Source organism: Streptomyces sp. NPDC049687 (genome assembly GCF_044465285.1).
Taxonomy (GTDB): Bacteria; Actinomycetota; Actinomycetes; order Streptomycetales; family Streptomycetaceae; genus Streptomyces.
Window position 1 is genome coordinate 283265 of sequence record NZ_JBITLN010000009.1, and the last position, 19012, is coordinate 302276.

Sequence of the window (19012 nt, forward strand, 5' to 3'; positions counted from 1 at the left end):
CAGGTGTGGCCCGGAGATCACCTCCGCGGCCGGCGCCAGGCATCCAGGTCCGCGTGGAGGGCCAGCTCGGCACAGACCGCGGCCACACCGTCGACGAAACGGTCGGCCTCGGCGACGGAGAGGACCAGCGGGGGCTGGATACGCATCACCTGGGTCCGGTTCGCCGTGACGAAGGTGAGGATGCGGTGGTCGCGGGCGAGTGAGGCAACGAAGCGGAGGCACATCAGGTCGCCGAGGGTGGACTCCACGGCCTCGCCCGCGCGGGTCAGCGCCGCGCGCAGGTCGTCGGGCAGCCAGTCGGCGAGCGCGTGCAGATCGCCCGGGACACGGGTCAGCAGCTCGTCGGTGAGAGAGGAGACCGCCCCCGAGAAGTCGCCGTCGAACTCGATGGCCGTCATCAGCCCGATGCCGCGGATGTCCTTGATGAAGCCGTACGGCTCGCACACCTTCCGCAGGGACCCGCGCAGATACTCGCCCACCTCGCGGGCGTGCTCCGGCAGTTGCTCGGAGGTGAGCACGTCCAGGGTGGCCAGGCCCGCCGTCGCCGCGAAGTTGCCGCCGCCGAAGGTCGAGGAGTGCAGCAGGGCGCGGTTGGTGCTGCCGTACGCCGCATCCCACAGATCGGCTCGGCACAGCGTTGCCGCGATGGGCACCACTCCTCCGGAGAGCGACTTGGCCACGCACAGCACGTCGGGGTCGAGGTCGTCGTGCTCGGCGGCGAACAGACGTCCGGTGCGTCCGAGGCCGGTCTGGATCTCGTCGAGGACGAAGGCGGCCCCGGCGCGACGGCACAGTTCCCGCGCGGCCCTCAGATAACCCGGCGGCGGCAGGACGACCCCGCCCTCGCCCTGCACCGGCTCCACGATGAACGCCGCCGCCGCGTCGATGACCTCGGCCAGGGCATCCAGGTCCCCGTACGGGACGCCCACCGTGTCCGGCAGCAGCGGGCCGAAGGGACGGCGGTGCTGCTCCCGGCCGGTGACGGACAACGCGCCCAGCGTCTTGCCGTGGTAACTGTTGTCGGCGTACACGAGGCGGGTGCGTCCGGTGGCGGCGCGGGTCAGCTTCAGCGCGGCCTCGACCGCCTCGGTCCCGGAGTTGCTGAAGAAGACCCGCTCGGGCCGCCCGGGGGCGAGGGCGCTGAGCCGCTCGGCGAGTTCGGCGGCCTGCTCCGGCATCGACACGTACTGCACGAACGTCGGCGAACCCCGGTCGAGGAAGCTCCGCAGCCGCTCGGTCACCACCGGGTGGTTGTGGCCCAGGTTCAGGCATCCGTACCCGGCGACGAAGTCCAGGAAGTCGGTGCCGTCCTCGGTGGTCAGTGTGCACCCGCGACCGGTGATGAACACCCGGTCCAGGCCGTGTGCCCCGAAGAGCCGGGCCATCGGCGGATTGATCCGCTCCCGGAACCGCCGCTTGGTCGGCTCGGTGACGCCGGGATCCGTGGCGGTGCGGGACGGGCGGTGGTGGCGGGCCAGGCGCAGCACCTCCTCGTCGGCGACGGGTCGGCCGAAGGAGGCGAGCGGGACGGGCGTGAACCCGTGCCGGGCGGCCAACTCGCCGATCAGCCGAACCCGTTCGAGTCGCAGCTCACGCCCCAGCGAGAACGACTCCGCGCGTCCCTCCAGGGCGAGTATCAGCGTCTCCGCGAGACAGCCGTTGAGCTGCTGCGTGGGCCCGGGCAGCCCACCGTCCCCGAGGACGACGTCCGCGGATCCGCTCACCAGGCCGCCGTCGATGACGAGTACGTCGCTGGTGTCGCGCGGCGCCGAGGCCACATCGCGGGGCAGCGCCACGTCGACCACTACCGAGCCGGGCGGCAGCCGGTCGGGGTCCACCAGCCCGCCGACCGACGACGCGGTCACGAACAGCCGGGTTTCCGGGGAGCATTGGGCGACCTCGTCGACCAGTCGAACGCGGTCGTGGTCCTCGGGGGCGAGGTGGGTGAGCAGTGCCGAGGGCGCCCGGTTGCCGCGTCGGCACACCAGGTCCAGCTCGAAGCCGTCGGCCAGCAGCAGCTTCGCCACGGCCAGGCCGATCGAGCCGGGGTAGCCCACCACGGCCACCCGCGTCGCCTCCGGCTTCAGTTCCAACATCCGTACGACATGGAGGAGTTCCTGATGTGCGGCGTACACGGTCAGGGAGTTGCCGCTGGTCACCGCCGTACCGACCTGGTGTGCGGTCCACACCCCGCGATCCCCGACGATGGAGGTGGCGCCGCCGAGCCCGATCAGCCGGGCGCCCGCGTCGCGCAACCGGGCGGCCTCCGCCGCCACCATCTCGCGTGCGGTGGTCGGGCGGCGCAGCATCTGCTCCGCGGTGTACGGCAGATAGCGCACCTCACCCGCGCAGCGGACGCCGGTCGGAGAGGTGACCGAGGTGATCAGCGGCATGGGAACGCTGTGCCGTACGCCTGTCTCGCGCTCGATGCCGCGGTGCTCGTCCAGGAGCCGGCCGAACAGGTCGAGGGCGCGGACCTGGTTGCGGTGCCCCGAGCTGACGGGGTGGGCGAGGAAGCCGAAGGGGACAGGTGCGGCCGGGGAGCCGGCCTCGGACGCGGTCGGGGCAGAGGTGTTCGCCGTGGTCTGGGCAGGCGAAATCGCCGTACGGGACAAGACAGTGCCTCCGGAAAGGAAGAGCAAGCGAAGGACGAGCGAGTGGCGAGAGGGCGGGGATGAGGGCGCCGGATTCAGGCGCGGCCGCTCTCCGTCGTGGACCGGGCGGACCGGCGCGAGGGCACGGCGAGTGCCGAGAGTTCGTCGCGCTGCCAGCCCATGGACGACAGCAGGCTCAGCCCGTCGCCCTCGTTGTTGTGGGACAGGAGTACGGAGCAGACGGTGACGGTGGCCGGGCGGGTGAGCAAGTCACGAAGATCGGGCGCCGAGACGTCCTCGACGTGCCGATGCTGGACGGTCAGGCCGCCGAAGTTTCTCGTCCACTCCGGTTCCAGCAGGTGCACCACCTGGTTCTGGCGGCTCAGCCCGGAGCCCGCCCGGCCCTCGTGGTAAGAGCGGATCACCGAGTGCCCGCCGTCGATGAGCCGGAACACGGTCAGATTGCGGCGCAGCGGCTGCCCGTACAGACAGACCTGCTGCACCAGGGTGGGGACGATGTCGGGTACGAGGGCCGAGGCGCCGTCGCCGACGAAGGCGAGGACGTTGTCGTCCCGGGTGAGGGCCACGGCGGGCACCGACTGCAGCGCGTCGCCCATCAGCGCCCGTCCGTACCAGCCGGAGAAGCCCGGTCCGGTCCTGGGGAGGTTGCGGATCGCCGACAGGCCCCCGCGCCCGACGTCGAACACGCCGGTGTACGTGTAGTCCTCCTGACTGATCAACTGCTCCAGTACTCCGCCGACTTGGTGGAAGAAGTAGTTGGCGGACATGGGAAGCACGGGCAGGGCGTGCACCGCGTCGTCGGCGCTGTGCCGTGCCTCGGCGAGGGCGGCCCTGCGCCGGGAGAGGACCTCGGGGTTCACGTCGAGGCGTTCCCGCAGCGCGCGCAGGAAGCCACGGGCCTCGGCGTGCACCGGGTGGTCGGTGAACGGAGCCAGATGCGCGGCGTCGCGGGTGACCTGGACGACGTGCAGGTTCCGGGCGAGGGCCCGGGGCGAGAACGGGGTCGCCGCCTCCGCGATGCGGCTCTTGAGGAAGAACACGGCCAGCTCGTCGCGCGGGCGCAGCCGTCCGCGCCGGTGCAGAAAAGTGTGGACGCGGGCCGAATAGCCGTACAGCCCCAGGCTGCCGAGGTACTCGTCCACTTTCTGGCCGTCCCGGTACGCGGCCACCGTGCCGGGGCGGGTCAGCGAGTCGGCGAGAGCGACGCCCGCGCGGGACGCTATCTCATGGACGAGGTCGGACTCCTCGCCGTCGAGCCACCCGCACTGCCACAGCAGCCTGGCGGGCCCGGAGTTGACGAGGTCGACGACGGGCGCGAGCTGATCCTCCTGGACGTGGAGCGCGGGGCGTGCGGGCTCAGTCGGCCGGGGGAACTCGATCGGAGCGGAGGACGAGAGAACCGAGGGAGTCGCCAGCAGCACGACGGGCCCGTTGCCCTCGTGGTAAGCGGCGTACGCGGCTGACAGGTCCTCCTGAAGCGCGGCGGGGTCCTCCAGGTACACATGAGGAATGCCGCGGGCGTCCAGTACCGCCCGCGAGTCCTCGGCCGCGTGGACCGTGCCCTGGAAGGGGAACCACGCCTCGCGCGGGGAGTCGGCGCAGACGATGAAGCCTCGCGCCCCTGCCTGCCGCAGATTGGCGAGGGTGCCCCGGAACTCGTCGACCATCCCGCTGGTGACGACGATCAGGAACGGTGCCTCGTCCAGCTGCCAGCGCGCCAACGCACCGCAGGCAAGGCTGTGTTCGCTCGGGCCGCGCAGCACGGGGTTGCCCTGCCCGGCGGCGAGGCGGTCGAGTTCGTCGATGAGCCCCGAGACGACTGAGCCGGTGTAGTAGTGCAAACCCCAGGCGGCGCCGGCCCGTTCGGTGAGGAAGTCGTACAGCGCCCGCGCCAGCGCCGGGGGCCCGGTGCGCGAGGCCGACCGCAGTGCCGAGTGGCCGTGGGCCTGCTGGACGTGGTCAGTGAACCGGCGAACCACGTCGGCCCTCAATACCCAGTCCTCATCAGGCAGTTGGAGCACCTCGTGCTCTTGGGCGACGCGGACGGACTGCGGTGGGCCTTCGGCGTACACGGCCATGTGGCGCACGGGCACGGCTTCGGTGACCGTGGTGTCGAGCGGGGCGGTGCCGAGGCCGGCCCCCGCCGCGTCGACGAGCAGGAGGGGCGGTGCGGTCATGGCGCTGTGCGACTGTTCGTTGAGCACCTCGGCGGCGCGGGGCAGCGTCTCGGTGGTGATCAGCCGGATCTCGGCCTGCGGCAGTGCCTCGGCCAGGAAGCGCCGTGCCTTGGCGAGCAGGTTCTGACAAGCGGGAGGCTGTGCCCGATCGGCGTCGGAATTGATCTCCGCGGGCAGTTCTCCCGCACATAACGTCGCGGACAGTGCGCGTTCGGAGCCGGCGGCCACGTCGGTCAGTGCCTGGCGCACCGTCGCGTGGAAACCAGGACGCTTGCCCACGGACATGACGAGGAGCTGGGGCGGACTTTCCATGCTGTGGACAGGATTCAACTTCTTGATCTCCGTTCCGGTCATGGAGCGAGCGCGCGAACGCACGCTACCTGCGGCTGACCAGCACGGATCCCCGTTGATTCCCCGTTGTCCCCCCGCAGCGCGGCGCACCGGACGATAGTCCGGGCCCCCGTTCGCGCGCCCTCACTATATGCATACTCTAGTTCTGGAATCTACCGAAAAAATAAAAGAAGAAAGCCCCTCCACCCGGTGAAGCGGAGGGGGTGAGGCGCGTGGGCAAGACGAGAACAGGTCAGCCGTCGCGCAGGCCGACTTTGTCGTGCAGACGGCGCAGCGGGGCCGGGGCCCACCAGTTGGCCCGCCCGCAGAGTTTCATCACGGCCGGTACGAGGATTCCGCGCACCAATGTGGCGTCGACCAGCACCGCGAGGGCGAGCCCCGCGCCGAGCAGCTTGAGCAGACTCAGCTCCGATGTCGCCAGGGCGCCCAGGACGGTCGCCACGACCAGGGCGGCGGCCGTGATCAGACGGCCGGTGTGGTCGATACCGAAGACGACGGCCCGGGTGTTGTCGCCGGTCGCGAGGTACTCCTCCCTGATCCGGGACAGCAGGAAGACGGTGTAGTCCATCGAGAGCCCGAAGGCCACGCAGAACATCAGCACCGGGACGGTGACCTCGAGCTGCCCGGTGTGGACGAAGTCGCCGACCAGCCACTTGAGGTGGCCGTCCTGGAACACGTACACCATCGCGCCGAAGGAGGCGGTGAGGCTGAGCGTGTTCAGCACCAGGGCCTGCAGCGGCACCATGAGGCTTCCGGTGAACAGGAAGAGCAGGATCAGCATGCTCAGGGCGATGACCAAGGTGGCGTACGGGATGCGCTCCATGAGCGAGGCCTTGGTGTCCACCAGCGAGGCGGCCTCGCCGCCCACCAGTGCCTCGGCGGGCGCCGGGACATCGCGAACTTCCCGGGTGTGCCGCTCGCCGGCGGCGGAGTTGGGGTTGGTGTCGGACACGACGTTCAGCCAGACACCCCGGGAGTCGGCGAACACCTCGGCGGTGGGGCCGGGTTCTGCGACCTGCCGTCCCTCCGCCCAGCTGCCGAGGGGGCCGTCCACCCGCACGGTGCCGTCGGTGCGGGACAACTCGGCCATGTAGTCGGCCAGTTTCGCATCCCGGCCGTCCTCGGCCAGGTCCGGCAGCACCACGGTGACCGGGGCCGTCCCCGCGCCGTCGAAGTCGGAACGGATGGTGTCGGCGGCCGTTTGTGCTGGGGCCCCCTGGGGGAGGATGCGGTCGTCCGTGAGGCCGAACCGGGCGTGCACGAAGGGGAGGGCGAGCGCGATCAGCAGCACGGCCACGCCGGCACCGGCGAGCACAGGGCGGCGCATCACCCTGGTGGCCAGCCAGTGCCAGGCACCTCCCCCCTCGCCGGCCGAGCCCGGCAGGCGCCGCCGCAGCCCGGCGAACACGTCGAGCCGGTCGATCCTGCGGCCGATGACGGCCAGCGTCGGCGGCAGGATCGCCAGCGAGGTGAGCGCGGCCAGGCTCACCACCGCGATCCCGGCGTAGGCGAGCGACTGGAGGAAGGTGATCGGGAACACCAGCAGGGCGGCCAGGGAGAGGACGACCGTGAGCGCGGAGAACAGGACGGTCCGCCCCGCCGTACGCAGGCTGTGGGCGATGGCCTCGACGACCTCGCTGCCCCGCGCCAGCTCCTCGCGGTAGCGGGTCACGATGAACAGGCTGTAGTCGACGGCGAGCCCGAAGCCGAGCGCCGTGGTGACGTTCATCGCGAAGAGGGAGACGTCGGTGAAGCCGGCCAGCACGCGCAGTACGGCCAGGGTGCAGACGACCGAGACGACGCCCACCAGCAGCGGCAGGAGAGCGGCGACCAGTGAGCCGAAGGCGGCCAGCAGGATGATCAGGGTGAGCGGCGCGCCGATGAGTTCGGCCTTGGTCAGGTCCTCCTCGCTCTGCTTCTCCAGCGCGTCGTTGATCGGTGCGCGTCCGGTGGCCGTCACCGTGAACTCGCCCTGCTTTCCGGAGAGTTCCTCGGTCAGTTCACCGGACCGGTGCGTGGCCTCGTTCTCGTCGCCGGACAGCCGTACCAGGATCAGCGCGGAGCGGCCGTCCTTCGAGCGAAGTGCGGGGTCCCGGGCCGTCCAGTACGACTCGGCGTAGGCCACTCCGTCCCGTTCTCGGATCCGGTCGGTCAGTTCCGTGCCGGCCGCCGCCGCGTCTTCCACCGGATTCTCTCCGGTGGCCAGCAGGACCATGTTGGGCGAGCCGGTCCCGAAGCGGTCGTTGAGCAGTTGTTCGGCCTTCGCCGACTCGGAGTTGCTTGCCGTGTAGCCGCCACTTGACAGGTCGTCCGCCGCCCCCGCTCCGAACAGTGCGGCGGCCAGCGAGAGGGCCGCGATCAGCAGGAAGACGGGGGTTCTGCGGCGTACCAGCCGCCGGGCGAGTCCGGCGAGTCCTCGCTCGGGCGGTGGTGCCGCGGGCTGCGGAGCTAAGTTCTCGGTGGCCGTCGCGCGGGTCGTCTGTTCCGAGTGTGTCAAGGGTGCCCCCAGGGCGTGTAGTGAGGTGGGTGACATGCCAGCGATCGCCTGCCGCGTGTTCGGGCAGACTCGTCGATGGGCAGCCGTGTCGTGCCGCCGTCGTGCGTGTCAGCTCTCGACGGTCAGAAGACGGCAGAGGCCGTCGTGTGCCCAGTCGGCCCATTCCTCGGGACTCCAGCCCCGCTCGGTGACCAGCAGGTGGTAGACCTCGGGGCCGAGCAGCGTGTAGCTGATGTCCGTAGCGCGGTCGGCGGTCAGACCGGGCGGGAACGGCCACTTCTCCGCCAGGGCCTTCATCAGCTGCGCCTGGACCTCGAAGCGCTGCTCCTTGTTCCGCTCCCAGAGCGGGGCGATCTCCTCGTTGTTCAGGGCCGCGTTGCGCAGCACTTCGAGCATCCCGCCGACCCGTTCGTAGATCTCCCGGGCCCCGGCCACCTGGTGGCGCAGCTGTTCACGTGGGTCCTCGGCCGCGACCGCTGCCCGGAACCACTCGCGCTCCATGGTCGGTACGGGCCGGTCGTCGCCCGCGATCCGGACGTCCAGGACCTCTTTGAGGATCGTGAACTTGGTGCCGAACTTGAAGTACACCGTCTGCACCGCGACCCCGGCCTCCCGGGCGATCGCCTCGATCGTCGTGCCGTCGTATCCGTACTCGACGAACAGCTTCAGGGACGCGTCGAGGAGCCGGGCCCTTGTCTCGTTGGCGCGTTGGCGCCTGACGCCTGGTTTGGCTGCCATATTTCCGACTACCGTTCAGTTGCTAGAGTTGCAATCTAGAGTGGAACAATAAATAGCGCTCTCTGATGATGGAGGCAAGCGTGGACACACAGGAACGCGCCAAGGACACCCGGCTCGGCGGGCAGGGTTTACCGCGCGCTCTGCTACCCCTGCTCACGGCGAGCATGGGGCTGTCGATGTTCGTGCTCTTCGCACTGGGCGCTCTGGGGCCCACACTCCTGTCCGATCTCGGCATATCGCGCTCGCAACTGGGCTCGCTGACCGCCGTGGCGTTCGGTACCGCATCGTTGCTCTCCCTGTTCAGCGGGCACCTCACCGATCTGATCGGAGGCCGGCGCGCTCTGCTGATCCTGCTGGTGACGGTGGCGGTGGTCTTCGCCGTACTGTCCGCGGGCGACGGTTACGGCTGGTTGCTGGCAGGGCTCGTGCTGGCCGGCGGGGCGCAGGCGTTCGCCAATCCCGCCACCAACCGTCTCATCGCAGCACATCTGCCACCCGAGCGGCGGGCGGGCGCCGTGGGTGTCAAGCAGTCCGGGGTGCAGTTCGGCGCCTTCGCCGCCGGTGTGCTGGTGCCGTCTCTGGCCGCGGCCACGTCCTGGCGTACCACCCTCGCCCTGGTTGTTCCGGTGGCGCTCGCGGCCGCGGCCGTCGCCTTCGTCCTGCCGCGCGACCAGCCGCCGGAGATTGCGGCAGCGCGCCTGAAGCTGCCCGAACGTCCCAACAGGGCCGCGAGTTGGCTCATCCTCTACTCCCTCGGCGTCGGCACCGCCCTCGCCGCCCTCAACACGTACCTGCCGCTCTACGCCCACGAGGAACTCGGCATGGGGGAGCGGGCTTCGGGTGCCCTCATCGCGGCGGTCGGCGGCTCGGGCATCATCGCCCGGGTGGTGTGGACCCGGGTGAGCGGTCGGCTGCCGGACATCGGTGTGCCGCTGCTGGTGCTGGCGGCCGTGGCCGTCTGTTTCGTGCCGCTGATGCCCGCCGCCACCCGGCTGACCTGGCTGGTCTGGGTCGGCGCCATCGGGCTGGGCGGCTCCGCCGTAGCGGCCAACGCCGTCTCGATGGTTGCTGTCGTGCGCAGCCCGGCCTTCGGCGCCACCGGGCATGCCTCCGCCCTGGTCTCGATGGGCTTCTTCGGCGGTTTCGTGGTCGGGCCGCTGGGCTTCGGTCTCCTGGCCGACACCTCGGCCGGCTACCCGGCGGGCTGGGCCATGGCGGGCCTGGCCTTCCTCGTCTCCGTCGTCAGCGCCTTCCAGGTGCGCCGGGCGGTGGCGCGGTGACGGGGGCGGTGACCACTGAGGAAGGACCTACGGGGGAGAGGCGGGCAGCCGGTCCACTCGCCGTGTCGGAGCCGCTGTTCCGCGCGGCGGACGGCCTCTGGGTCCCGTCGCCCGTGGCCACCGGCCCATGGCGTCCCGATCTTCTGCACGGCGGCGCGGTCGCCGCCCTGCTGGCGTTCCTCGCCCAGCGGGAGCTCGGCGAGGAACAGCCACCGGCCCGGGTCTCGGTCGACTTCCTGGGGCCGCTGCCCACCCGGCCCCTCGCTGCCGGTACCCGTACGGTGCGAGCGGGCCGCAGCTTCGGTCTGGTCGATGTGCGGTTGACCGCCGACGGCGCCGAGATCGCCAGGGCGGGCGCTCTCGGCGTACGCGACGCGGCCACATCCCTGCCACAACTCGCGCGGGAGCCCGCAATGCCGCCCCTCACCAGCGGACTGCTCACGCACGCCCCCCATGGCGACGCGCCCTCCTTCAACCGCGACGCGGTGGAGGTCGTCATGGTGGACGACCCGGCCAATCCGTACGGCGGGAGCGCCTGGACCCGGCTGCTCACCGGCGTCGCCGGGACCGCCGCCGCGCCGCCATGGCTCGCCGCCGTCGCGCTGGCCGATCTCACGCACGGGATCGGAGCGGTCCTGCCCCCGGACCGGTACCGCTGCGTCAATCTCGATCTCACCGTCCATCTCGTGCGTTCCCCGACCGGGGAGTGGATCGCCCTGCGCGCCCGCACGCGCCCGGGTCCCGGGGGACGGGGTGTCGCCGAGACCGTACTGATGGACGACGCGGGCGCCTTCGGTATGGCCGTGCAGACCCTGCTGATCACCGAGGAGTGACGATGACGCCGATGACGCGCGGCAAGGCGACCGAGAACGCGGTTGCCCTGATGCTTCAGCGGATCAGCACCACTGCCGAGGAGGTCCAGGACCGCTTCCCGCTCTACGCGGATCCCGCCGACGGCCGATGGACGACCACCCGGCGAGGCTCGTGGACCGGAGGCTTCTGGGCGGGACTGCTCTGGCTCGCCGCCGAAACGGAGGCCACCGACGGCTGCCGCACTTTCCCGCAGACCGCGGACGGCCTCCCCGTTCGGCGACAGCGGCCCGCGGACAGCCTCCGGCGGGCACAGGAGGTGACCGGGAGGCTCCGGGACCGGGCCCGCGACGACACGGACACGCGGGCCCTCACCTTCTGGTACGGCGCGGCCCAGGGCCATCTGCGCTGCGCTGACTCAGCCGCGGCGAGCGTCGCCGCAGAGGGTGCCGCGGCCTTGGCCGACGCCGCGCACCCCCGCTACGGCGTCGTTCCGGCGGGTGCCGCCCTGGGGCGCGGCGCCCGTGGGGCAGAGGAGCTCACCGTGGACTCCGCCGCTGCCGTGATCGCCCTGCTCGCCTGGGCAGGCCGGGAGTTCGGGCAGGCGTCCTGGGAGGACATCGCCCGCCGCCACGCGGCCGCCGTGCGCGACCTCTGCCTGGCAACGGACGGAGGGGTACGCGCGGGCGTGAGGCTGGACGACGCTCCAGGCGAGGCTCCCGCAGGGGAGTGGGCACGCGGCCAGGCCTGGGGCATGCTCGCGCTCACCACAGCTGCGCGGACCGTGGACCGAGACGGCCCGGCTCAGGACGGCGGATACCGGGAAGCGGCCCTGCTGGCAGCGGACTTCTGGCTGGAGCGCACGGGAGGTGTCGTTCCACCGTGGAGCTTTCGCGACCGCGACGGCGTACGCGACACCTCCGCGGCGGCGATCGCGGCCGAGGCACTGCTGGGGCTGGCCGACGTCGTACCGGGCCCGCGAGGCAGCGCCCTTCGGGGTGCGGCGATCCGGCTGCTGGGCCTGCTGGTCTCCGGACACCTGACGACCGGTGGCACCGGGTCGCCGGACGGCCCGCCGGCCGGGATGCTGCTGGACGGCTGCTACGACATGGCGTCCGGCACAGCCGTCGCCCACGAACTGATCTGGGGCGACTACTTCCTGCTCTCGGCCCTCAAACGGCTCGACGCAAGCGGCGGAACCCAGAGCGGCGCGGCGGAGGGCTTCCAGGAGGGCACCCGGAAAGACACCCGCTGAACCAGCAGACGGCGGGTCGGCGGAGCGTTCCTCCGGCCCCCGCCCGGCCCTGAGGACACGCGGCTTCGCCGACCACCAGGCGGGTGCCGGCCAGTGGTCGGCGCCCACAGAACGGCGAAGCCGCGTGCCGGGCCCGGCCGGACGGCCGAGGGTCCGCAGTGCTCAGAAGACGTCCGGCTCCGCCGCGGGGTCCGGCTCGTACGCCCTCAGCAGCCGTTTGGCCACCGTATGGACGTGCAGTTCGTCGGGCCCGTCGTAGATCCGGGTGGCCCGGGCCTTGCGGTACATACGGCTGAGCGGAGTGTCGTCGATGAGCCCCTCGGCGCCGTGGACCTGCACCGCGCGGTCCAGCACCTGGCACAGGGCGCGCGACGCCAGCACCTTGGCGGTGGCCACGTCCGCATAGGCGCGACGGCCTGACTGCACCGCCGCGGCGGCCCGCAGCACCTGGGACCGGGCCGCCTGGATGTCGGTGTACGAGTCGAACACGTGCTGCTGCATGAGCTGTTTCGCGGCCAACGGCTCCCGGAACGCGGTGCGCTGGTGGAGCCGTCGGCACATCAGGTCGAAGGCCCGCCGTGACTGCCCGAGCCACTGGATCGCCCGCAGCGTGCGCCCGAGGTCGAGCCTTTCCCCCGCCACGGCGAAACCGGCTCCGCGCTCCCCGATCATGCAGTCGTCCGGCACCCGCACATCATCGAGGCGCACTTCACGGTGGTCACCTTCCGTTCCCAGGACCGACAGCTCCCGTACCGCGCGGAATCCGGGGGTCTCGGTGGGCACCAGGAACATGGTGAACGCCTGTGAGTTGGGTACGCCCATGGGTTCCGTACGGCACATGACGGTGATGAAGTCGGCGTGTGCGGCCCGGCTGAACCACTTGCTGCCCCGGATCACCCAGCCGTCGCTCGTCTGCTGCGCCCGGGTCGTCATGAGGGAGGGGTCGGATCCCGAGCGGCCGGGCTCGGACATGCCGTAGCAGGGGGTCACCAGGCCGTCCAGGAGGCCGGGCAGATAGCGCTGGCGGACCGTGGGCCGAGCGTGACGGCTGAGCATGAGCGCGTCCAGCAGATGCTCCGAGCCCAGAACCGTCGGGCCGAACTCCGATTCGCCCTCGGCTTCACCGAGGTGCACGTAGTCGGTCAGCGGCATGTCCCGGCCGCCGAGTTCGGAGGGATGGGACAGTCCCCACAGCCCGTTGGCACGGGCCTTGTCCTGCAGAGCGCGCAGGGCGGTCTGTGCGGTGGAGCCGCCGGAGATGAGCGCGGGCTCGGCGGGGATCACCTCGCTGCGGATGAACTGCCGTACACGGTCGCGCAGTTCCTGGAGGCGGCCCGGGAGGCTGAAGGGGTCGTCGAGGGTCGGCTGGTGCGGTATCTCGATCGTGGGTGTGTTCATGCTGAGTGGGTCCTTCGGCGGAGGGTCCGCGGCGCCCATGAGGCGGCCGGGGCAGCAGACGGGCGGCGTGAGGAGGGTGGTGCCGGGCCCCGACGGGGGAATTCAAGGCCCGGCACCGGCTCAGGGGGTGGGGGGCGCTGAGGTGACCGAGGCCCGCAGGGCGTGTTTGTCGACCTTGCCCGCCGGGCTGATCGGCAGCTCGTCGATGACGTAGAAGAGCTCGGGGAGTTTGGCCCGCTCCAGCCCCTGCTCCTCGTACAGATAGCGCCGTATCTCCGCCAGGTCCGGGGCCTCCTGCCCCGGCAGCGGCACGATCCACACGCAGACCCGCTCGCCGAGCGCGCGGTCCGGGACGCCGAGGCAGACGGCGCTCTTGACGGCGGAGTGGGTGTTGACCAGCTGCTCGACTTCCGCGGGGCTGATGTTCAGCCCGGCACGGATGATGATCTCCTTCTTGCGGCCGGTGATGTTCAGCCGTCCCGACGGGTCGATCCGGCCCAGGTCACCGGTGCGGACCCAGCCATCCGTCGTGCGGTACTGGCTGTCCAGCTCGGGCGCGTTGACGTAGCACAGCGGGCTCATCGGCCCCCTGGACCAGATCTCCCCGATCTCACCTGGTGCGGTCTCCTCCCCGTCGTCCCTGGTGATCCGGATGGTGGTCACGTCCGGGTTGGGGCGTCCCGCCGTGGTCTTCACGGTGGTGAGGTCGTCCTCGATCTGGGTGTGGCAGTTGACGCCGTCGGCGGATCCGTACAGGTTCACAAAGGCACAGCCGAAGGCACGCACGCAGTCCTCGACGGTCTGGGGGTCCACGCCCGCGCCGCCGCAGACCAGGGCGGTCAGCGAGGAGGTGTCGATACGGTCGGAGGCGCCGGGCCGCAGCCGCGGATCGGCCAGCATCTCCTGGAACATCGTCGGTACGCCCATGAGGTGGGTGGGCCGGTGCCGCTCGATCGCGGTGACCGCCTCCGCGGCATCGAAGCGCGGCAGTACCACGAGCGTGCCGCCGAGCACCGCGAGGGTGACCGAGGTGCCGGTCGATCCGAACGACGAGGCCAGCGGGACCAGAAACATGATGCGGGGTGGTGCCTCCCCGCGGACCAGCGAGCGCAGGAACTCCCCGCGTCCGCCCGCCAGGGCGTTGTGCGAGTAGGCGACCATCTTGGGTTCGGCCTCCGAGCCGGAGGAGACCAGGATGCGCGCCGCGGTATCGGGGTCGGGGCGGGTCACCGGCTCCCATGGCCCGGACGGACCGCTCAGCGCCGCGTCCAGCGAGCGCATCCCGGCCGGCGGTTCGCCCAGCACGAACACCTCGCGCAGATCCGGGAGTTGGGGCCGCAGCTCGTCCAGCATGGCACCGTAGTCGGTGCCGCCGATGTGCCGGGTGACGACGGCCGTGGTGGCGCTGGAACGGCGCAGCATGGCGAGGGTGTCCTGGCGCCGCCGGCCCACCGGGTACGGCAGGCAGACCGCGCCCAGAGCGGCCACGGCCAGGTCCACGGCGCAGGCCAGCCGCCCGTTCGCCAGGTTGACCGCGACCACGTCTCCGGGGCGGGTACCGGCGTCGGCGAGGGCGCGGGCCAGCCGGAGGGCGGTGCGGTGCAGTTCGGCGTAGCTGATCGCGCCCTCACCGTCGAGGACCGCGGGCGCCTCGGGGTGCGCCCCGACCTGCTCCTCGAACAGCTCGAACAGCGCCTTTCCGGGGTAGCGTCCCGCCTTGGCCCACTCGGTGCGCAGCTCGGCGGGGACCAGGTCGTGGAACGTGGTGCTCATGCCTCGAACCTCCAAGGGGCGGTGACGAAGGTGCATTCGGCGTGGGTGAGCGCATGGCGGGCGACCGGGGAGCGGTCGAGGTCGCGCAGGTCGGTGAGAACCTCGGAGGCGCCGACACCGGCATCCGCCAGCAGGGCGGTCCAGTCCCCGGCGGAACGTTCTGCCAGCCGGTCGGCCACCACGGTGCCCAGTTCGTTGTGGGGAAGCTCCGGGTCGAGGCCGAGCGCCCCGCACAGCCGGCCGACCGCCGTGTGCGAGTCGGCCGACAGCGCCAGCAGACCGTCGGCGGTGGGCCAGGGGCCGGTCAGGTCCGGCAGCGCGGGGTTCGCGCAGCCTGTGACACGCCGCTCGGAGCTCCGCTCCAGGGCCTCGTACTGCACGACGGTCGAGGCCGAGAGCAGGGACGAGTCGACGCGCACGCCTCGGCCGGTGCGTTCGCGCAGCAGAAGTCCGGCGAGCACTCCCTCGGCCGCGACGAGTCCGCCCAGGACGTCGATCAGGGTCATGAGGGAGGGGCGGGGAGCACCGTCGGCGCTCATCATGTGCGCGAGTCCCGAGTGCGCCTGGGCCATGAAGTCGGTGCCCAGCGGCGGCCGTTCGCCCAGCGCGTCGCCCCAGCCGGAGGCGTACGCGTAGACCAGACGGGAGTTGAGGGCGGACAGGTCGTCGGAGTCGAGACCGAAGACGGCCGCTTTGCCCGGTGCCCAGTTGTGCAGGAAGGCATCGGCCCCGCGCGCCACATCCAGCACGTCGTCCCGCCCCTCCGGCGACTTCAGGTCGGCGTGCAGGACGCGCTTGCCCCGGTTCAGTGCGAGGAAGCGTGCCGAGCAGTCACCGGCCATCGGGGGCATGCCGCGCAAGGGGTCACCGCCCGGCGGCTCGACGCGTATCACGTCGGCGCCCAGCAGGCCCAGAACATGGGTCGCCAGCGGGGCCTGGATCCGGCGGCCTGCCTCCACCACACTGATCCCCTCCAGCGGGCGGTCCACGGCCGGAGCGCGGAACGCGGGGGCAGGAAGGTCCTGGACCTCGCCGTACGGTGTGAGGCGCCAGGGGCCGGATACCGTACCGTCGACCAGGACGCCCGGGTCGGCGCGGCGTTCGGCCACGGAGCGGACCCGGCACAGGCTGATGCCGGTGCGCGCCGCCACCTCGGAGATCTCCGTGAAGTCCCGGGCGGCGACGGCTCCGGACAGGGAGCGCGGCAGCGGTGAGACGGCCTTGGGGTAGCGCAGGACGAAAGGCTGCCAGCCACGGCTGATGTCCTCGCGGGGAACGCCTAGTTCAGACCAGAAGGACCGCCACGGCTGCGGGTCGAGCGCCTCGGCCTCGAACCAGACACCGTCGCGGCTGCGGAATGGCGGGCCCGCCTCGATGTCGTCCTTGGGCACGACCTCGTCCTCGTCCGCCGTGGCGGCCGCCAGGTACTGGGAGACCGTCAGCAGAGCGGCATGGGTGACCGAGGTGCCGGTGCGGGTCAGTGGAGTGCCGCGCTCGTGGGCGATGAGGGCGGCCAGTACACCGTGGACCGCGAGCACCCCCGCGCAGGCGGAGGCGTATTCCAGGGGCAGCCGGGCGGGCGCGCCGACACGCCGCCCGTGGACCGCCATCACTCCGGTCGTGGCCTGTACGGCGACCTCGTCGGCGACATTCGGAGCCTCGCCGCACGACCATCCGATGTGACAGCTGAGCGCGGGCGCGGAGCGGCCAGGGGGAACGATGTCCAGGCTCCCGTTCTCGACACCGCCCGGACGCCGGAGCGTCCGGGCGCCGAGACAGGACAGATGCCGCAGGGCCACGTCCAGCGCTCGGGAGCGATCGCTGTACAGCACGGTGAAGCCGGCAAGGGGCCCGGCCTCCTGCCCGGTACGAAGCTGGGGAATCTTGATACCGGATGCTTGCGCAAATGTTTGCTGTCCGCTGATACTTGTCTGCAAGGAAATACCCTTCGCCTGGTTTCCCGCACGCCTCGACGCATGAGTGAATGAGCGGGAAACATTCCCGGGAGTACCGTGAAAATGGACGTGTGGAGCGGGAGGTGAGTTCACCCGACAAGTGCGTGCCGAAATATCCGGTTCCGCTTACGACTCGGGAGACGGTGTGGAATTCGGGCGGCGTTCAACCACTGGGAACGTCGTCGGCCGACTCCAGCGAGCCGTCCATCCGCAGCTGCCCCAGCCGTCCGGAACGCAGGAGGTGGTCGGTCAGTGTCCGCACCAGCACGCCGTCGCGAATCAGGAGTTCGTACGGCAGCGCGCCGCCCTCGGCGCAGATCTCGCCGACGAGACCGGGGGGCAGGGAACGCCCCACCTCGTCGAGGATCCGGACCTGGACGTTCGGCGAAGGCCGGCCCAGGTTCGGCAGCAGCCTGCACTCCGCGTCGGCCGGTCCCAGTTCGCGCGCGGTCCACGGCAGTGGTCCGCCGTCACCGCTGAACTCGGAGATCAACCGGGTGCCTTCGACCAGGGCGAAGTGCTGCTTGACCAGATCCGCGGTGCACGGAGCTCCGCTCACGACCACGGTGCCTAGGCCCGCCCGCGAACCCGAACTCGCGACGGATGTCGTGCCCAGTGTTTCGAGCAGTTCCTGGTAGCCCTCCGTGGAGAGCAGGGCGTCCGCCGGACGAGCTCCCGCGGCCCGCGGCGTGACGCCGGTCGCGGCGTACGGCCTGTCGGCGCCGAGCCAGGTCAGTCTCGCCCCGCAGGCGAACGCCCACCACATCGCCGACAGGGCGGCGGCGTCGGCGAGGTCACCGCCCGAGACGACCTCGGTCGACACGTGGCCGACTCGTTGCACGCGGGAGGCGGCCGCGGAGGTCCATGCCGTGTGGGCTGACAGCCGGGCCTCGGCTGGACGCCTGGCGTGGCGGTCGACGAGGAGGTAGGCGGCCTCGGAGAAATCCGAGCGGGGCAGGGAGTCCTCCACAGGGGCCTCACCGGACCTGGCCCGGCCGACGAGCCCGGCGAGGACCGTTTCCTGTGGGCTCAGGGCACGGCAGTATCGCTCCCAGGACAGACGCGAGTCGGTCCCGCACAACGCCCAGCGCGCTCCGCTGAGCGCGGCGATGTCCCGGGCCTGTTCGGCGGGGACCCGGCCGACGGGAACACAGACCGCTCCGGCCTTGAACACCGCGAGCTGGTCGACGACCGCACGTATCGGGTCGTCGCACACGACCACGACGGGTTCGCCGAGTTGCACGCCCGAGCGCACCAAGGCGGAGGCGAGGCGCACTGCCCGCGCTTCAGCCGCGCCGTACGTGAGCCGCCGAACACCCGGTGGCCCGTCCGGTCCGGGCGGTACGTGAACGGCGGTTCTGCCGGGGTGCGCCCGCGCGATCCTGCTGAAGACGCGGTCGAGGGTGGTGGCCGGGATGGGAGCGAGGTTCTGTGCCCACGCCCGCACATCCTCGTCGTCGGCGGGACAGGCGACCGGGACATCGCGCACCGCCGACGCCGGCCGGTATGCGTGGCGGAGCGCGTGGATCAGGCGGTCCATCTGCCGCTCGGCGCACGTCCCGCTCAGGGTGAGGACGCCGTCCCCCCGCTCCACGATCTCCAGTTCGATCCGTTCGGGAAGGTCGGACTCGGCGTTGGGTGTGTCGATCGAGATCGTGCTGGCTTCCGCAACGAGGCGGGCGATGCCGAGAGCGGCCTCGCGCAGCGGCAGTTCGGGCGGGAACGCCATCCGGACGGGCGTCGAACCCCGGACGCCGACCCGTGTGACGCCGTCCGCAGTCTGGCGGGAGAGAACCGTGAGGGCCACGGCCATCGCCACATGGGTCTGTGTCGTGCTCCAGCGCGCGGCGAGGGTGCCGAGGCGCTGCGTGCAGTCGTCGAATAAGTTCCTACAGTGGCCAGATATTTCCGTGTCCTGGCTCATCTAGACGGCCCCCCGCTGTGTCGCCTCGCATGATTTCCCGTGCGTGGTACGCAGTGCGTGTAGCTCATCGGCACTGCGGTCAACGTTCTGCCCACTAGCGCGAATAAATCTCTACTCTAGTGTTCGAGTCTAGTCAAGAGATTTGCGATTGCGAGCGTTTTTCCGAGTTGGTGTCGATCCGCTGCCACCTTCGCGGCGTTCAATAGTTGCTCACTCTAGTGAGATTCTCTAGTGTCTGA

General features: G+C 71.1%; 11 protein-coding genes. 3 read left to right on the forward strand and 8 right to left on the reverse strand.

The features are described 5' to 3' along the window. Window positions 1–17 precede the first annotated feature (17 nt). From ACIBVL_RS27580 to ACIBVL_RS27595, 4 genes are all read right to left on the reverse strand, one after another. On the reverse strand, window positions 18–2615 hold the full coding sequence (locus ACIBVL_RS27580) for an aminotransferase class III-fold pyridoxal phosphate-dependent enzyme (RefSeq protein WP_399100902.1): 2598 nt from the start codon (window positions 2613–2615) through the stop codon (window positions 18–20). 74 nt (window positions 2616–2689) lie between these two features. Further along, a complete protein-coding gene (locus ACIBVL_RS27585; protein WP_399100903.1) occupies window positions 2690–5104 on the reverse strand; it encodes a hypothetical protein in 2415 nt (804 codons plus the stop codon). A 271-nt stretch (window positions 5105–5375) separates the two neighbouring features. Further along, window positions 5376–7640 carry an MMPL family transporter gene (locus tag ACIBVL_RS27590; protein WP_399100906.1) on the reverse strand — a complete coding sequence of 755 codons (2265 nt, stop codon included), beginning with the start codon at window positions 7638–7640 and terminating at the stop codon, window positions 5376–5378. A 108-nt stretch (window positions 7641–7748) separates the two neighbouring features. Continuing rightward, complete coding sequence (locus ACIBVL_RS27595) at window positions 7749–8378, reverse strand: TetR/AcrR family transcriptional regulator (protein ID WP_399100908.1); 630 nt, start codon at window positions 8376–8378, stop codon at window positions 7749–7751. 80 nt (window positions 8379–8458) lie between these two features. On the opposite strand from ACIBVL_RS27595, the gene ACIBVL_RS27600 reads away from it, so the two are divergent. The 3 genes from ACIBVL_RS27600 (at window position 8459) to ACIBVL_RS27610 (ending at window position 11723) form a co-directional block, all read left to right on the forward strand. Beyond that, window positions 8459–9658 (forward strand): MFS transporter, encoded by a 1200-nt coding sequence (locus ACIBVL_RS27600; protein ID WP_399100910.1) that lies wholly within the window; start codon window positions 8459–8461, stop codon window positions 9656–9658. A gap of 62 nt (window positions 9659–9720) precedes the next feature. Continuing rightward, window positions 9721–10491 carry a thioesterase family protein gene (locus ACIBVL_RS27605; protein WP_399100912.1) on the forward strand — a complete coding sequence of 257 codons (771 nt, stop codon included), beginning with the start codon at window positions 9721–9723 and terminating at the stop codon, window positions 10489–10491. Between the two features lie 2 nt (window positions 10492–10493). Then, window positions 10494–11723 (forward strand): sugar ABC transporter permease, encoded by a 1230-nt coding sequence (locus tag ACIBVL_RS27610; protein WP_399100914.1) that lies wholly within the window; start codon window positions 10494–10496, stop codon window positions 11721–11723. Between the two features lie 162 nt (window positions 11724–11885). Here ACIBVL_RS27610 and ACIBVL_RS27615 read toward each other — a convergent pair whose 3' ends face one another. The 4 genes from ACIBVL_RS27615 to ACIBVL_RS27630 all read right to left on the reverse strand — a co-directional run bounded on the left by ACIBVL_RS27615 (window position 11886) and on the right by ACIBVL_RS27630 (window position 18773). Further along, window positions 11886–13121, reverse strand: coding sequence for an acyl-CoA dehydrogenase family protein (locus ACIBVL_RS27615; RefSeq protein ID WP_399100916.1), 1236 nt, complete (start codon window positions 13119–13121; stop codon window positions 11886–11888). Window positions 13122–13241: 120 nt separating this feature from the next. Continuing rightward, window positions 13242–14894, reverse strand: a complete 1653-nt coding sequence (locus tag ACIBVL_RS27620; RefSeq protein WP_399100918.1) for a class I adenylate-forming enzyme family protein — start codon at window positions 14892–14894, stop codon at window positions 13242–13244. Then, complete coding sequence (locus tag ACIBVL_RS27625) at window positions 14891–16726, reverse strand: CoA transferase (RefSeq protein ID WP_399100920.1); 1836 nt, start codon at window positions 16724–16726, stop codon at window positions 14891–14893. Before ACIBVL_RS27625 ends, ACIBVL_RS27620 begins: the two co-directional genes overlap by 4 nt. 286 nt (window positions 16727–17012) lie before the next feature. After that, window positions 17013–18773 (reverse strand): AMP-binding protein, encoded by a 1761-nt coding sequence (locus ACIBVL_RS27630; RefSeq protein WP_399100922.1) that lies wholly within the window; start codon window positions 18771–18773, stop codon window positions 17013–17015. Window positions 18774–19012 lie beyond the last annotated feature (239 nt).

What these genes read in the sequence shown, in the direction of transcription:
- ACIBVL_RS27585 (WP_399100903.1), bottom strand. Translation starts at nt 5,104, where the DNA reads ATGGAAAGTCCGCCCCAGCTCCTCGTCATGTCCGTGGGCAAGCGTCCT.
- ACIBVL_RS27595 (WP_399100908.1), bottom strand. Translation starts at nt 8,378, where the DNA reads ATGGCAGCCAAACCAGGCGTCAGGCGCCAACGCGCCAACGAGACAAGG.
- ACIBVL_RS27610 (WP_399100914.1), top strand. Translation starts at nt 10,494, where the DNA reads ATGACGCCGATGACGCGCGGCAAGGCGACCGAGAACGCGGTTGCCCTG.
- ACIBVL_RS27615 (WP_399100916.1), bottom strand. Translation starts at nt 13,121, where the DNA reads ATGAACACACCCACGATCGAGATACCGCACCAGCCGACCCTCGACGAC.
- ACIBVL_RS27620 (WP_399100918.1), bottom strand. Translation starts at nt 14,894, where the DNA reads ATGAGCACCACGTTCCACGACCTGGTCCCCGCCGAGCTGCGCACCGAG.
- ACIBVL_RS27630 (WP_399100922.1), bottom strand. Translation starts at nt 18,773, where the DNA reads ATGAGCCAGGACACGGAAATATCTGGCCACTGTAGGAACTTATTCGAC.